The organism is Pararhizobium sp. PWRC1-1 (assembly GCF_049897905.1).
Taxonomy (GTDB): domain Bacteria; phylum Pseudomonadota; class Alphaproteobacteria; order Rhizobiales; family Rhizobiaceae; genus Pararhizobium.
Map to the genome: position 1 here is coordinate 204,858 of NZ_JAFCXE010000005.1, position 13,038 is coordinate 217,895.

At 59.6% G+C, this 13,038-nt stretch carries 12 protein-coding genes and 1 tRNA gene; 10 read left to right on the plus strand and 3 right to left on the minus strand.

What is annotated here, in order from left to right:
• Nucleotides 1-256: 256 nt before the first annotated feature.
• The 5 genes from rimP (at nucleotide 257) to ACP7E0_RS10770 (ending at nucleotide 6,649) form a co-directional block, all read left to right on the plus strand.
• Complete coding sequence (gene rimP, locus ACP7E0_RS10750) at nucleotides 257-874, plus strand: ribosome maturation factor RimP (RefSeq protein WP_426124810.1); 618 nt, start codon at nucleotides 257-259, stop codon at nucleotides 872-874.
• Nucleotides 875-932: 58 nt separating this feature from the next.
• A complete protein-coding gene (gene nusA, locus ACP7E0_RS10755; RefSeq protein ID WP_426124811.1) occupies nucleotides 933-2,540 on the plus strand; it encodes a transcription termination factor NusA in 1,608 nt (535 codons plus the stop codon).
• Nucleotides 2,541-2,588: 48 nt separating this feature from the next.
• Nucleotides 2,589-3,275, plus strand: a complete 687-nt coding sequence (locus tag ACP7E0_RS10760; RefSeq protein WP_426124813.1) for an RNA-binding protein — start codon at nucleotides 2,589-2,591, stop codon at nucleotides 3,273-3,275.
• A 104-nt stretch (nucleotides 3,276-3,379) separates the two neighbouring features.
• Nucleotides 3,380-6,088 (plus strand): translation initiation factor IF-2, encoded by a 2,709-nt coding sequence (infB, locus tag ACP7E0_RS10765; RefSeq protein WP_426124815.1) that lies wholly within the window; start codon nucleotides 3,380-3,382, stop codon nucleotides 6,086-6,088.
• Nucleotides 6,089-6,265: 177 nt separating this feature from the next.
• On the plus strand, nucleotides 6,266-6,649 hold the full coding sequence (locus tag ACP7E0_RS10770; protein ID WP_426124816.1) for a hypothetical protein: 384 nt from the start codon (nucleotides 6,266-6,268) through the stop codon (nucleotides 6,647-6,649).
• A 34-nt stretch (nucleotides 6,650-6,683) separates the two neighbouring features.
• On the opposite strand, the gene ACP7E0_RS10775 is transcribed toward ACP7E0_RS10770, so the two are convergent.
• Nucleotides 6,684-7,100: a DoxX family protein gene (locus ACP7E0_RS10775; RefSeq protein ID WP_426124952.1), complete on the minus strand. Its 417-nt coding sequence runs from the start codon at nucleotides 7,098-7,100 to the stop codon at nucleotides 6,684-6,686.
• Nucleotides 7,101-7,322: 222 nt separating this feature from the next.
• Here ACP7E0_RS10775 and ACP7E0_RS10780 point away from each other — a divergent pair, with 222 nt between their 5' ends.
• On the plus strand, nucleotides 7,323-7,604 hold the full coding sequence (locus ACP7E0_RS10780) for a SelT/SelW/SelH family protein (RefSeq protein ID WP_426124817.1): 282 nt from the start codon (nucleotides 7,323-7,325) through the stop codon (nucleotides 7,602-7,604).
• A gap of 64 nt (nucleotides 7,605-7,668) precedes the next feature.
• A complete protein-coding gene (locus ACP7E0_RS10785) occupies nucleotides 7,669-8,046 on the plus strand; it encodes a YqaA family protein (RefSeq protein WP_426124953.1) in 378 nt (125 codons plus the stop codon).
• 58 nt (nucleotides 8,047-8,104) lie between these two features.
• Here ACP7E0_RS10785 and ACP7E0_RS10790 read toward each other — a convergent pair whose 3' ends face one another.
• Nucleotides 8,105-8,539 carry a BA14K family protein gene (locus tag ACP7E0_RS10790; RefSeq protein WP_426124819.1) on the minus strand — a complete coding sequence of 145 codons (435 nt, stop codon included), beginning with the start codon at nucleotides 8,537-8,539 and terminating at the stop codon, nucleotides 8,105-8,107.
• Between the two features lie 217 nt (nucleotides 8,540-8,756).
• Between ACP7E0_RS10790 and ACP7E0_RS10795 the strand changes: the two genes are divergently transcribed.
• The 3 genes from ACP7E0_RS10795 to ACP7E0_RS10805 all read left to right on the plus strand — a co-directional run bounded on the left by ACP7E0_RS10795 (nucleotide 8,757) and on the right by ACP7E0_RS10805 (nucleotide 11,316).
• The gene (locus tag ACP7E0_RS10795; RefSeq protein WP_426124820.1) at nucleotides 8,757-10,190 is read left to right on the plus strand and encodes a phosphomannomutase; all 1,434 of its coding nucleotides are present in this window, start codon (nucleotides 8,757-8,759) and stop codon (nucleotides 10,188-10,190) included.
• 147 nt (nucleotides 10,191-10,337) lie between these two features.
• Nucleotides 10,338-10,424 (plus strand) — tRNA-Leu (locus tag ACP7E0_RS10800).
• A 430-nt stretch (nucleotides 10,425-10,854) separates the two neighbouring features.
• Nucleotides 10,855-11,316 carry an RrF2 family transcriptional regulator gene (locus ACP7E0_RS10805; RefSeq protein WP_426124821.1) on the plus strand — a complete coding sequence of 154 codons (462 nt, stop codon included), beginning with the start codon at nucleotides 10,855-10,857 and terminating at the stop codon, nucleotides 11,314-11,316.
• Nucleotides 11,317-11,453: 137 nt separating this feature from the next.
• On the opposite strand, the gene ACP7E0_RS10810 is transcribed toward ACP7E0_RS10805, so the two are convergent.
• The gene (locus ACP7E0_RS10810) at nucleotides 11,454-12,479 is read right to left on the minus strand and encodes a porin (RefSeq protein WP_426124822.1); all 1,026 of its coding nucleotides are present in this window, start codon (nucleotides 12,477-12,479) and stop codon (nucleotides 11,454-11,456) included.
• Nucleotides 12,480-13,038 lie beyond the last annotated feature (559 nt).

A 13,038-nucleotide genomic window follows, 5' to 3' on the forward strand; every position in this document is an offset into this window, starting at 1 on the left:
CACCCTGTCTGTGATTGAATCGTCTTTGTGACAGCCAATCTAAGCCAGATGCCCGGCCGGGCAAGCAAAAGCACTGCCACCGGCAGGATTTTACCACTTCTCCAGCCTCCATTCGGGTTTTGCGGGCCGGTGAGCGGGATATCTTGCATTTGCGGATAATCGAGCGTATATGACCCTCAAATTCTTGATCGGTGATGAAGAGTGGGCCCGTCAGGACCCGCTCTTTTTTGTTACCGATGTTTTGGGAGAACATCGTTTGTCCGATACGACAACGGCAGAAAACACGCGGGAACCGCGCCTGGTCACCGAGACCGGCATCGACCGGCGCATCGCCGACATCATCGAACCCGTCCTCGTTCCGATGGGCTACCAACTGGTGCGCGTGCGCCTGTCCTCGCAGAATGGCGCGACGTTGCAGATCATGGCCGAGCGGCTCGATGGAACGATGACCGTGGAGGATTGCGAAGCGATCTCGACGGCAATCTCGCCGGTTCTCGACGTGGAAGATCCGGTCGATCGGGAGTATCATCTGGAAGTATCGTCGCCGGGCATCGATCGGCCGATGGTGCGCAAGTCGGACTTCACGCGCTGGGCCGGCCATCTGATCAAGTGCGAAACCTCGATCCTGGTCGATAACCGCAAGCGTTTCCGCGGCAAGATTCTTTCGGCCGACGACGAAGGTTTTACGATCGAGCGCGACCAGCCGGCAGCCGGCGAAGAACCACGGGTGATCATTCCCTTTACGGCGCTGGCCGAGGGCAGGCTCATCCTCACGGACGACCTGATCCGCGATGCGCTGACAGCAGACAAGAAGGCGAAGGCGGCCCAGGCTGCCAATGAAAACTTCGAAGACGAAGATTCGCCGATCAATTGAGTTCATGGGCGCGGGACGCCTTCGATAGAGGCCCCGGCAATCAGACGGAGACTTTAATATGGCAGTGAGTGCTAACAGGCTCGAACTTCTGCAGATCGCGGATGCCGTCGCGCGCGAAAAAGTGATCGACCGCGAAATCGTTCTGGCCGCCATGGCCGACGCGATCCAGAAGGCCGCCCGCTCGCGCTACGGTTCGGAAAGCAATATCCGCGCCGACATCAATTCCAAGACCGGCGAAATCCGGCTTCAGCGCCTGCTCGAAGTCGTCGAGGTTGCCGAGGATTACGCGACCCAGATCCCGCTGGAACTGGCCCGTGACCGCAACCCGGACGCCATTCTCGGCGACTTTATCGCCGACCCGCTGCCGCCGATGGATTTCGGCCGTATCGCTGCCCAGTCGGCCAAGCAGGTTATCGTCCAGAAGGTTCGCGAAGCCGAGCGTGACCGCCAGTTCGACGAATTCAAGGATCGCATCGGCGAAATCGTCAACGGTACGGTCAAGCGCGTCGAGTACGGCAATGTCATCGTCGATCTCGGCCGTGGCGAAGGCATCATCCGCCGCGACGAAATGATCCCGCGGGAAAACATGCGTTACGGTGACCGCGTCCGCTCGTATGTCTACGACGTACGTCGCGAACAGCGTGGCCCGCAGATTTTCCTGTCGCGTACACATCCGCAGTTCATGGTGAAGCTGTTCACCATGGAAGTTCCGGAAATCTACGACGGCATCATCCAGATCCGTTCGGTTGCCCGTGACCCGGGTTCGCGCGCCAAGATCGCCGTCATTTCCAACGATTCATCGATCGATCCGGTCGGCGCCTGCGTCGGTATGCGCGGTTCGCGCGTTCAGGCCGTTGTCGGCGAATTGCAGGGCGAGAAGATCGACATCATTCCTTGGAATGAGAATCCGGCATCGTTCATCGTCAACGCGCTGCAGCCGGCTGAAGTCACCAAGGTCGTTCTCGACGAAGACGCAGAGCGCATCGAAGTCGTGGTTCCGGATGAGCAGCTGTCGCTGGCCATCGGCCGCCGCGGCCAGAACGTTCGCCTCGCATCGCAGCTGACCGGCTGGGACATCGACATCATGACGGAAGCGGAAGAATCCGAGCGCCGCCAGAAGGAATTCAACGAACGCACCGCGCTGTTCATGGAAGCCCTCGACGTCGACGAAATGGTTGGCCAGGTTCTGGCATCGGAAGGCTTCGCCGCTGTCGAAGAGCTTGCCTATGTCGAGCTTGATGAAATCGCTTCGATCGAAGGCTTCGACGAAGACACCGCCAGCGAACTGCAGACCCGCGCTCGCGAATATCTTGAGCGGCTTGAAGGCGAATTGGATGCCAAGCGCATTGCCCTTGGCGTCTCCGATGAGCTGCGCACGATCAACGGCATGACCAGCCAGATGCTGGTTGCGCTCGGTGAAGACGGCATCAAGACGATGGAAGACTTTGCAGGCTGCGCCGCTGACGATCTCGTCGGCTGGTCGGAACGCAAGGACGGCGAGACGAAGAAGTTTGAAGGCCTGTTCTCCAAGCTCGAAATCTCCCGCGTCGATGCCGAACGCATGGTCCTGCAGGCGCGTCTTGCTGCCGGCTGGATCACCGAAGAAGACCTGGCGCGCGAAGAAGAAGCCCTCGAAGTTGTGGAAGGCGCGGAACAGGACGCCTGACAGGGCGTTGCTGATCGTGATCCGAGCTGATGCTGCTTGAAAACCGTCATGTTAGTTGAAGACAAGGACCCTGCCGGGGACATCGATGGTGAAGCAGTGAACGGCCGCATGTGCATCGTGACACGGCAGAGCGGAACGCCGGAAACGCTGATCCGCTTTGTTGTTGGGCCTGATGGCCGGGTGGTTCCCGACCTGAAGAAGCAACTGCCGGGGCGGGGCTGCTGGGTAAGCGCAGAACGGGCGATCGTCGAGAAGGCGATTGCCAAGAAGCTGTTTGCCCGCGGACTGAAGCGGGCGGATGTGACGGCCGGACCGGAGCTTGCCGACGAAGTCGACCGGCTCCTGTCGATGCAACTCGGCGGGATGATGAACCTGGCGCGCAAGGCGGCACAGTTCATCAGTGGCGCCTCGAAAGTCGAGCAGGCCGTGCGTGGACTGGCGGCGCTCGCCACCTTTCATGCGGTGGATGCCGCAGCCGACGGGGTGCGCAAGATAGACCAGGCGCGCAAGGCGATGAGCTTTGTCGTCGATGACGGACAGGAAATACCCTCCTTTCGCTTCTTTACCGAAGCGGAAATGGGAGGGCTTTTAGGCCAGAATGCTTTTATCCATGCCGCAGCGCTTGCAGGGCAGGCGGGTGAGGGTGTAGTGAAGCGCGCAAACATGCTCGAACGATATCGGGGAACCGTCCCCGCTCGAGCCGTTGGCGCCGAATCTGGCTTGCCGACACAATGACGCGGGTCACCGGCGCAGGCCGGCACAACCGCGATTGCAAAACAGAAATTGAACGGCGGGGTCTGGTGATACGCATCCGGCCCTGATCTTAGGAACGGAACGGAATGACCGACAACAACGACGACAAGACATTCGGCGGAGCCAAGAAGACGCTGACCCTGAAGCCTTCCGGGGTGAGTCAGGGAACTGTTCGCCAGGACATGGGTCGCGGCCGGACGAAGGCAGTCGTGGTCGAGACACGCAAGCGGCGGCCAATGCGGCCGGAAGACGAAAAGCCGGTCGTTCCGATCGCAACGCCGGCGGCCCCTGTGGCACGCGTGGTCGAACCGCAGCGCCCGGCACCCGTGCCGCAGCAGCAACAGCCTGCGCGCCCGGCTCCTCAGCAGCAGCAGCCGCGCCAGCAGGACAATCGCCAGGACAACAACAACCGCCCGCGGGTCGGTGTGGTTCTCAATCAGCTTTCGGCTGGTGAGATCGACGCCCGCCGCCGTGCGCTTGCCGAAGCCCAGATCCGCGACGCCGAAGACGCCAAGCGCCGCGCTGCCGAAGAGGCACGCCGCGCTGCCGAAGAGGCCGAGCGTCTGAAGGCCGAACAGGCTGAAACCGCCCGTCTCGCCGCCGAAGAGGCAGCCCGCACACCTGCGGAACGCGCAGCCGAAAAGGCAGCCGTCGAGGCAGCACTTGCCGCCGAAGCGGAAGCAGCAGCCGTTGCGGCCCGCAAGGCGGAAGATCAGGCACGTGCCCAGGCCGCAAAGCCTGCAACGACACCATCGACGATCACCCCTCCACCCGGTGCCCGCCGGAAGGCGGAAGGCGAAGAGGAAGAGGCACGTCCGAACCGTGGCGCCACCGCACCGGTTCGCGGCAAGGTCGTTCGCCCAGAACCTGCCAAGGCCCCTGCCCGTCCGAAGACGGAAGAGGAACGCCGCAAGGGCAAGCTGACGCTGACCGCCGCTCTCGACGACGACGGCAATCCGCGCGGCCGCTCGATGGCTGCCATGCGCCGCCGGCAGGAAAAGTTTCGGCGCAGCCAGATGCAGGAAACCCGCGAAAAGGTCATGCGCGAAGTGATCCTTCCGGAAACCATCACCATTCAGGAATTGTCGCAGCGTATGGCTGAACGGGCCGTCGACGTGATCAAGTACCTGATGAAGGAAGGCCAGATGATGAAGCCGGGCGACGTCATCGACGCCGACCTCGCCGAACTCATCGCCGGCGAATTTGGCCATACGGTCAAGCGCGTTTCGGAATCCGACGTCGAAGAAGGCCTGTTCAACACGGAAGACGCCGGCGACATGCAGCCGCGTCCGCCGATCGTGACCATCATGGGTCACGTCGACCACGGCAAGACCTCGCTGCTCGACGCCATCCGCAAGACCCATGTCGTTTCGGGCGAAGCCGGTGGCATCACCCAGCATATCGGCGCCTACCAGGTCGAGCACAACGGTCACAAGATCACCTTCATCGACACTCCCGGCCACGCCGCCTTTACGGCGATGCGTGCCCGTGGCGCCCAGGCGACCGACATTGCGATCCTCGTGGTCGCTGCCGACGACAGTGTCATGCCGCAGACGATCGAATCCATCAGCCATGCAAAGGCTGCCGGCGTTCCGATCATCGTGGCGATCAACAAGGTCGACAAGCACGAAGCCGATCCGCAGAAGGTGCGCAACCAGCTGCTGCAGCATGAAGTGTTCGTGGAAACCATGGGCGGTGAAGTGCTCGACGTCGAAGTTTCGGCCAAGACTGGTCTTGGCCTGGACAAGCTGCTCGAAGCCATCCTGCTGCAGGCCGAAATTCTCGACCTGCGCGCCGATGCGGACCGAACGGCAGAAGGTACCGTCGTTGAAGCCCAGCTCGATCGCGGCCGTGGTGCAGTTGCCACCGTCCTCGTTCACAAGGGCACCTTGAAGCCAGGCCAGATCATTGTTGCCGGCGACCAGTGGGGCCGTGTGCGTGCGCTCGTCAACGACAAGGGCGAACACGTCAAGGAAGCGCCTCCGTCGATGCCGGTCGAGATCCTCGGTCTTTCCGGTACGCCACTGGCAGGTGACAAGTTCGCCGTCGTCGAGAACGAAAGCCGTGCCCGCGAAATCTCGGAATATCGCCAGCGCCTGACCCGCGACAAGGCCGTTGCCCGTGCATCCGGCCAGCGTGGTTCGCTGGAACAGATGATGATGACGCTGCAGAACACCGGCCTCAAGGAATTCCCGCTGGTCATCAAGGGCGACGTGCAGGGCTCGATCGAAGCCATTGCCGGCGCACTCGACAAGCTGGGAACCGACGAGGTTCGTGCCCGCATCGTGCATTCGGGCGCCGGTGGTATCACTGAGTCCGACATCTCGCTGGCGGAAGCCTCGAACGCGGCCATCATCGGCTTCAACGTTCGTGCCAACGCCCAGGCCCGCACGGCCGCAGAACGCTCCGGTATCGAAATCCGCTACTACAACATCATCTACGATCTGGTGGATGACGTGAAGGCAGCGATGTCTGGTCTTCTTTCTCCAGAAAGACGCGAAACCTTCCTGGGCAATGCCCAGATCCTGGAAGTGTTCAACATCACCAAGACCGGCAAGGTCGCGGGTTGCCGCGTCATCGAAGGCAAGGTCGAACGTGGTGCGGGCGTCCGTCTGGTTCGCGACAACGTCGTTATCCACGAAGGCAAGCTCAAGACCCTCAAGCGCTTCAAGGACGAGGTCTCCGAAGTGCCGATGGGCCAGGAATGCGGCATGGCCTTCGAAAATTACGAAGACATCCGCGCCGGCGACACGATCGAGTGCTTCCGCGTCGAGCACATCACCCGCACGCTGTAGGCGCTTCCGGGCTGACAAAGACAGTTTCCAGAATGGCGGCTCCGGCCGCCATTTTGCTGTGCTGAATCTGACATTTGGCACAAAGCACCATCGGCGGGCCACCCGCCTGAAAATGGCCATGGCGCCGCCGGCTGGCAGCGCCTACGCTGCTGGAACTCATCCGTTCGGAAGGTCCACATGCTCGCCCAATTCATCGCCATCACCCTGATCAACACGTTCACCTGGTTCGGCGGGCAAGGCTATTGCGCCTTTGACTTTGCCGTTCTGGAAAGCGGCGAGGAGCTGACGGACATTTCGCTGACGCTACGGCCGCAATTCGACCCTGAGAACACCGCGACCGGCAACGCGGAATTGCCGGATGAAACCATCACTTTCGATGTTCTGGGCGGCTCGGCCGACAATGCGGGCAATACGGCGAAGATCGAGACCGACTGCAATGTCGAAGGGTTCGATATTGTCGCTGCCACGGGGACGGCGAATGGGGAGGCCCTGGATCTCATCGCGGCGGGGCGTGTTGAGATCGGCACCTACAAGCCGCCGAACCTAAAGATCGGAAAATAGCGCTGCAGCCAATTCCAGGCCGCAGCGCTCGCTGTCAAATCTGGCGGCCGATCTTTGCATCGACGGACTGAGAGTTTGATCCGCGAACAACAAAGAAGAAGAAAATTGCGGCCCACAGAATGGATTTCTCCGCGCCACCCAGGCCTTCGCCCGTAACGATGCCGTGGAAATAGACCGTGACAAGCAGGACGATCATGGCGGCAAAGGATGCCGGGCGGGTGAATAGGCCGATCGCGATCAGGATGCCACCGAAGAATTCCGTGGCCGCCAAGAGTGGTGACCAGAAGACACCGGGGTAGAAGCCCAGGCTTTCGACCATGCCGACGGCACCAAAGGGGTTGATGATCTTGCCATAGCCATGGGTGACGAGCAGAACGCCGGCAACCACGCGCAGCAGCGTTTCGGCCGTCGTATCGAGCGGCAGATAAAACCGCTGCAGGGCGGGCAGCATGGCTGGCGGCCGGGTCGATGTAAGGTCAGTCATGTTGTCTCCTCTTGATTTTGCAACGCAACATTTTCTTGCTGCGAAAATTGCGACTATCAAGGGAGGCTCCCGCCAAAACATGATAAATTAAGTTAACAATTTCGTGAGGGGTTCTTGATCGCGCGCTGTTGCGGCCCAGTCCATCGATCGATATCGTCCGCCAACCTCGACATCACCACGGAAGCCGACATGACAGACAAGCCGCGCATTGCCATTCTCTACTGCACCCAGTGCAACTGGCTGCTGCGTGCCGCGTGGATGGCGCAGGAACTGCTCTCCACCTTCGGCGACAGCCTGGGAGAAGTGGCCCTCATTCCCGGTACAGGCGGTAATTTTGAAATCCATGCCGGCGAGACGCTGATCTGGGAACGCAAGCGTGACGGCGGCTTTCCGGGACCAAAGGAGTTGAAGCAGCGCGTCCGCGACGTGATCGAACCCGGGCGCGATCTCGGTCACGCCGACCGGACCTGATCCTTTGACCGCAGGCCTGCTTTTCGGCGTTTTCAGCGCCGCCTTTCTCTCCGCCACCTTGCTGGTGGGCTTGTCCGAGGCCGCGCTGCTCCTCGCTGCCGGACAACCGGATGCGCCGCTTGTGGCGCTTTTTCTGGCCGCAACGGCGGGCAATGTGCTGGGCGCGGTCGTCAATTTCGTGCTCGGCCACTCTCTCCTGCGTTTCGAGCATCGCCGGTGGTTTCCGGTGAGCCCGGTCAATAGGAAGCGTGCTGAAGCGCTGTTCGGCCGCTACGGCCAGCCCGTTCTGCTCTTTTCCTGGTTGCCGATAGTCGGAGACCCGTTGACGCTGGCAGCCGGCCTTTTGCGCACGCCTTTTGCTGTTTTCCTCATCTATGTGACGATCGGCAAGGCAGCACGCTACGCCGTGCTGCTATGGGCATTCGACACACTTTCCGCCTGAGATCTGCTGAAACGGAAACGGCGGGGAAAATCCCCGCCGCCTCGTCTATTGATCGTCCTTACCGGTAGGGAGAACGGCAAACCCTGTAGACGCCGCTCGTCGACAGGAAACGGTCCGTCGACGGATTGTAGGAGCGGTACCGGGACAGGCACCAGCGGACATGGCGATTGTAGCCGTTGTAGATGACCGGAGGCGCTACATAAATGCGCGGCCTGTAATAGGGCCGGTAATACGGGCGATGGTACCCCGGACGATAATAGGGCCGCCCGGGCCGGTAGTGCGGCCTGTAATTGGGGCGATGATCCGGCCTGTAGTTGGGCCGGTGATGCGGCCTGTAGTTCCCGTGACCGGAGCGATGGGCAACCGTCTGGATGTCCGATTTCTGTGCGCCGCCGATATCCGGTACCGGCATGGCCTGCGAGCCGGTGACAGGCATCATGATGGAGGCTGCACTCAGCACGCAGCCAATAACGAAATTTCGAAATCCCGCCATTTGTTTCCTCACTTTTCCCAAAAGGGTTTGCTTGGTTGGTGTCCCTGTTTCATAGAACGGTGAGTCTTTTTGTTTTATTCGTATTTTCGTGGTCATCCGACTGCAAATTGGGGCATCATTTGACGTTGTGCCCCTTCACAATCGGCAGGATGCCCCAATATTCCCTGTAAGTCACTCGCCGGATTATCAAAATCCTGTCAGCGAGACGGAGGATAGATTGAGCTTGAAATTCGGCACCAGCGGCCTGCGTGGCCTTTCGACTGATCTCAATGGCCCTGCGGCCGCAATCTACGCGACCGCGTTTGCCCGCTATCTCATCTCGTCCGGACAGGCGAAACCCGGCGATCCAATCCTGCTCGGCCGGGACTTTCGTGCCTCCAGTCCGGACATTTCGGCGATCTGCGCCGGCGCATTGACCCGGGCCGGACTGACAGTTCTCGATTGCGGGACGGTGCCGACGCCGGCTCTGGCGCTCTATGGTTTGGAGATCGGCGCCGCTGCATTGATGGTCACCGGCTCGCACATCCCCGCCGATCGCAACGGTATCAAGTTCTACCGCCCGGATGGCGAAATCGCCAAGATCGATGAGGAAGCGATCGGTGCGGAAGCCCGCGCCCTCATGGGCCAATCTGCACCGATCGATGCGGTACCGGGTATGGCCGCCGATCACTCCCAACAGGCCGAAGCACTCTTCCTCGCCCGGAACACCGCGATCCTTCCTGCCAACGCTTTGGCCGGCTTGAAAGTCGGTGTGTACCAGCACAGCACGGTGGCGCGTGACCTGTTTGTCGAGGTGCTGACCCACTACGGCGCCGACGTCGTGCCGCTTGGCCGTTCCGACGATTTCATTCCGGTGGATACAGAAGCCGTTTCGCCCGCAACGATCGACCTGCTCAAGGCATGGGCGCTCGAGCATAAACTCGACGCGATTGTCTCGGCCGATGGCGACGGCGATCGTCCGCTTGTCAGCGACGAAACCGGACTGCCGTTGCGCGGCGATCTGCTTGGCCTCATCGCCGCGCAGTTTACCGGCGCGACGATTGCCGTAACGCCGGTCACCTCCAATTCCGGCCTGGAACGCCAGCACGGCCTGTCAATCGTGCGCACCCGAGTCGGGTCGCCATTCGTGATCGCCGGCATGCTGGATGCCGTTCGGAACGGTCAATCCGGTGTCATCGGTTTCGAAGCCAATGGCGGCACACTGACGGCCACCAGCTTCACCATCAACGGAACCCCTCTCAGAGCCCTGCCGACGCGCGACAGCTTCCTGCCGGTGCTCGCCGTTCTTTCCTGCGCCGCTCGCAGTGGCGAGCCCCTCTCGGCGCTTGCCACAGGCTTTGCGCTCCCGGTGGCGCTCAGTGACCGGATCGAGAACTTCCCAATGGAAACGAGTGCTGCTCTTATGGCTCGTCTACGAAGCGGCATGGACAATTTGTCGACCTTTCTCGCCCCCATCGGAACGCCAAAGGCCATCAGCGACATCGACGGATTGCGTGTCACATTGACCGATGGAAGCATTATTCACTTTCGCCCCTCTGGCAACGCACCGGAAATGCGGTGCTATGTCGAAGCAGAAACCGCTGGCCAGGCTGAGAGGCTGCTCGAACAGGGCCTGGAATGCATCCGCACCTTTGGCCGGCAACCCGGCTAAAGCTTGCGGCGCGGCGCTCCAACGAAATGATTTTCGTGGAAAATCCTTCCTCTCCAACGGTTTGGCCCGTTTTTTAAGAGGCTTTTCAAGAAAACTTCAAAAACCCTGTTGACACAAAAGCGTGAGCCTCGTACATCCCCGTCCGTCGCCCAGATGGCGGAATTGGTAGACGCGCCAGCTTCAGGTGCTGGTACTCGAAAGGGTGTGGAGGTTCGAGTCCTCTTCTGGGCACCAAATTCCAAAAAGCTCTGTAATCCCAAAAGGATGCAGAGCTTTTTCTGTTTCGGGACGGCTCGTTTCCGCAGAGATATAGCAGGCCGAAAACATGGCAGTGCCGCTCCTCCCTGTGGACGCCGTTGTATTCAATACAAGCCCAGCTTCACCACAACCGCGATTTGCTGAATCCTCGAAAGAAATTTGTGGTGAGGGTCCTCAATATGAGCACCTCGCCTATTGAAATCGACCCGCTCAAATCCCACCTGCAGCTCATACCCGGATTTTGATGTGAAAACGGGTAGCAGCCTGCCGGGACGATACGCGATCTCATCCTGCAGGCGTGGCTCTACTGATGAACTTGACCTCTGGCGGTAAACCGCTGGACAGTTTTACTATGTCTGCACTAACCATCTGGTGTTTTCAAAAGTGTGCAGTAGTATGTGCCCTCATGATGGACACACGCTTCTCTTCGGCTCTGCAGATCATTATTACAGTTGCCGTCAATGAAAAGAACAACACGCGCTCGACGAGCGAAGCACTGGCCGCGAAGCTGGATGCCAGGCCCAGTCTTGTGCGCAAACTGGTTGCGCCGCTGATGCATAAGAATATTCTTGTGTCGTCTGAAGGATACCAAGGGGGCTACCGGCTCGGCCGGCCCGCCAGCGAGATCTACCTGAGCGAGATTTATGTTGCGATTACTCCGGACAAGAAAATCTGGGGCACGCGCGACGATATCCCGGCCGAATGCTTCGTCTCAAGCAATATGAACGAATGGTCGGCAAAGCTCAGCAAAGAAGCGGAGCAGGCCCTGCTCGGCCTTCTGGGAGAAAAATCGGTGGAAGATGCCATTTCCGAACTGGCAACTATCGACGGAGGCAAGTGTCCCGTGGGACGCTCGATCGCATCCTGATTCGGCCGCAATGCGGTCGTGCGGGACGGCCGGAGGGAACCGGACCGTCCCCGTCACTGATCGGAGGTCAGCCAAATCCGTGACGAACCGTCGGCTAGCCGTGCACTTGCACGGCTAGCCGGATATTTTACAGCAGTTTAGAAATCGCGCTGCAGACGCACGAAGCCGAACACTTCGTCATCACTACCATCTTCATCCTGATACTGAACGCTCACCTTGGTCTTCAGGCCATCGGTGATCTTGTAGTCGACGGTTACGCCGCCGATCCAGGCATCGCCGCCGGTGAAGCCGTTACCAGTGCTGCTCAGATCGATCTTGCTGAAGTACTGTGCGCCAGGCGTAATGCTGAACTTGTCGTTGACCTTCAGTTCGTACTGGGCGCCGACAGTCCATTCGGATTCTTCGTAGTAGTAGTTGGCGCCGGAAGCGTATGCACCGTAGATGCCGAGCTGGCCCGGTCCGAGATCAGCATAGATGATCGCGCGGACAGCGCCTTCTTCGGTATCGGTGTCATAACCGCCAAGCAGGTAAGCGGTAACAATGCCGACTGTGCCGGAAACCTGGCCGGTGATGCCGACATTGTTCGGGCCTTCGCCCGGCTTGGTGTCGTACGCGTCTTCCAGCTCTTCCACTGCGATACCGGCCTTGAAAGCGTCGGTTTCGTACTGGTAGCGAATGGCGTTGTGACGGGTCTCGTTGCTGGCGATAACGTCGGTTTCGCCGCTCAAGTCGTCATCCCACCAGCTGTACTGCATACCAACGCGCAGGCCAGCGATTTCGATGTAACCCTGGTCGAGGAAGGTGTTGTTGGCCGAGGAGCCGGAAGAATTCCGGGCGTTCGTACGCAGGGCAACGAGGCTCGACAGCGTGCCGAATTCGGTGTCGTTCTTTGCTTCGAACTCGAGCTGAGCACGGGTAAAGGTGTTCCAGTCAGATGTACCCGACTGATTACGGCCGAAGTCGGTCTGGAAACGGATGTAACCGCCGATTTTCAGGCAGGTTTCCGTTCCCGGGATGTAGAAGTAGCCGGTGCCGAACGCGTCGCAGACGCGGACGTATTCCATCGGCTCGGGTTCAGCAGCAACAATAGCGTCGGCGGCAAATGCGCCGTTTGCTGTGGTCAAGGCCGCAGCGGAGGCAAAAAGAAAAGCCTTCATAGTCATTTAGGATCCAATCAAGTTTCGATTGGGCACAGGTTTTCGTGGCTGAAAAATCAGCGTCCCCCGACCCCAGATATCGATTCAAGCCACAATGGCAGCGGCCGAAACCGCACTCCGAGATTACACAGGCGAAGAACTGTAACAATGAAAATTACAGTCATAATCTCGTCACATTGATTGTTGGGATTTTGAGTGTTGCCGAAACGCAACGCCTTGAAAGGCTGGATCGTGAGTACCCTCACTACCTTAAATAGCGTATTAGCCAGCGCACAAAACCGCACAGGGTGTGACCGGTAACATTTCAGAACTTTCAGGTAGTGACCAGTACGCGAAACCGCAAGTAGGAAATTCTGACGTTTTCGTGAAGGACGGCAAAACGACGTAATGCGCACGAATCTTGCGGGAAGGCACGCCATCGCGAAGTATTATAAGGCAGTAGCTTTGGATGGACCATGAGGGCGATCACGAACGAATCACTGAGCTAGCTCCATTCCGAGGCATCGGCGCCAAAACGAATCGCGCTTGACACGGAAGCGATGCCCGTATTTTAATCTTGCCAACG

What these genes read in the sequence shown, in the direction of transcription:
- nusA (WP_426124811.1), top strand. Translation starts at nt 933, where the DNA reads ATGGCAGTGAGTGCTAACAGGCTCGAACTTCTGCAGATCGCGGATGCC.
- ACP7E0_RS10760 (WP_426124813.1), top strand. Translation starts at nt 2,589, where the DNA reads ATGTTAGTTGAAGACAAGGACCCTGCCGGGGACATCGATGGTGAAGCA.
- infB (WP_426124815.1), top strand. Translation starts at nt 3,380, where the DNA reads ATGACCGACAACAACGACGACAAGACATTCGGCGGAGCCAAGAAGACG.
- ACP7E0_RS10770 (WP_426124816.1), top strand. Translation starts at nt 6,266, where the DNA reads ATGCTCGCCCAATTCATCGCCATCACCCTGATCAACACGTTCACCTGG.
- ACP7E0_RS10775 (WP_426124952.1), bottom strand. Translation starts at nt 7,100, where the DNA reads ATGCTGCCCGCCCTGCAGCGGTTTTATCTGCCGCTCGATACGACGGCC.
- ACP7E0_RS10780 (WP_426124817.1), top strand. Translation starts at nt 7,323, where the DNA reads ATGACAGACAAGCCGCGCATTGCCATTCTCTACTGCACCCAGTGCAAC.
- ACP7E0_RS10790 (WP_426124819.1), bottom strand. Translation starts at nt 8,539, where the DNA reads ATGGCGGGATTTCGAAATTTCGTTATTGGCTGCGTGCTGAGTGCAGCC.
- ACP7E0_RS10805 (WP_426124821.1), top strand. Translation starts at nt 10,855, where the DNA reads ATGATGGACACACGCTTCTCTTCGGCTCTGCAGATCATTATTACAGTT.
- ACP7E0_RS10810 (WP_426124822.1), bottom strand. Translation starts at nt 12,479, where the DNA reads ATGACTATGAAGGCTTTTCTTTTTGCCTCCGCTGCGGCCTTGACCACA.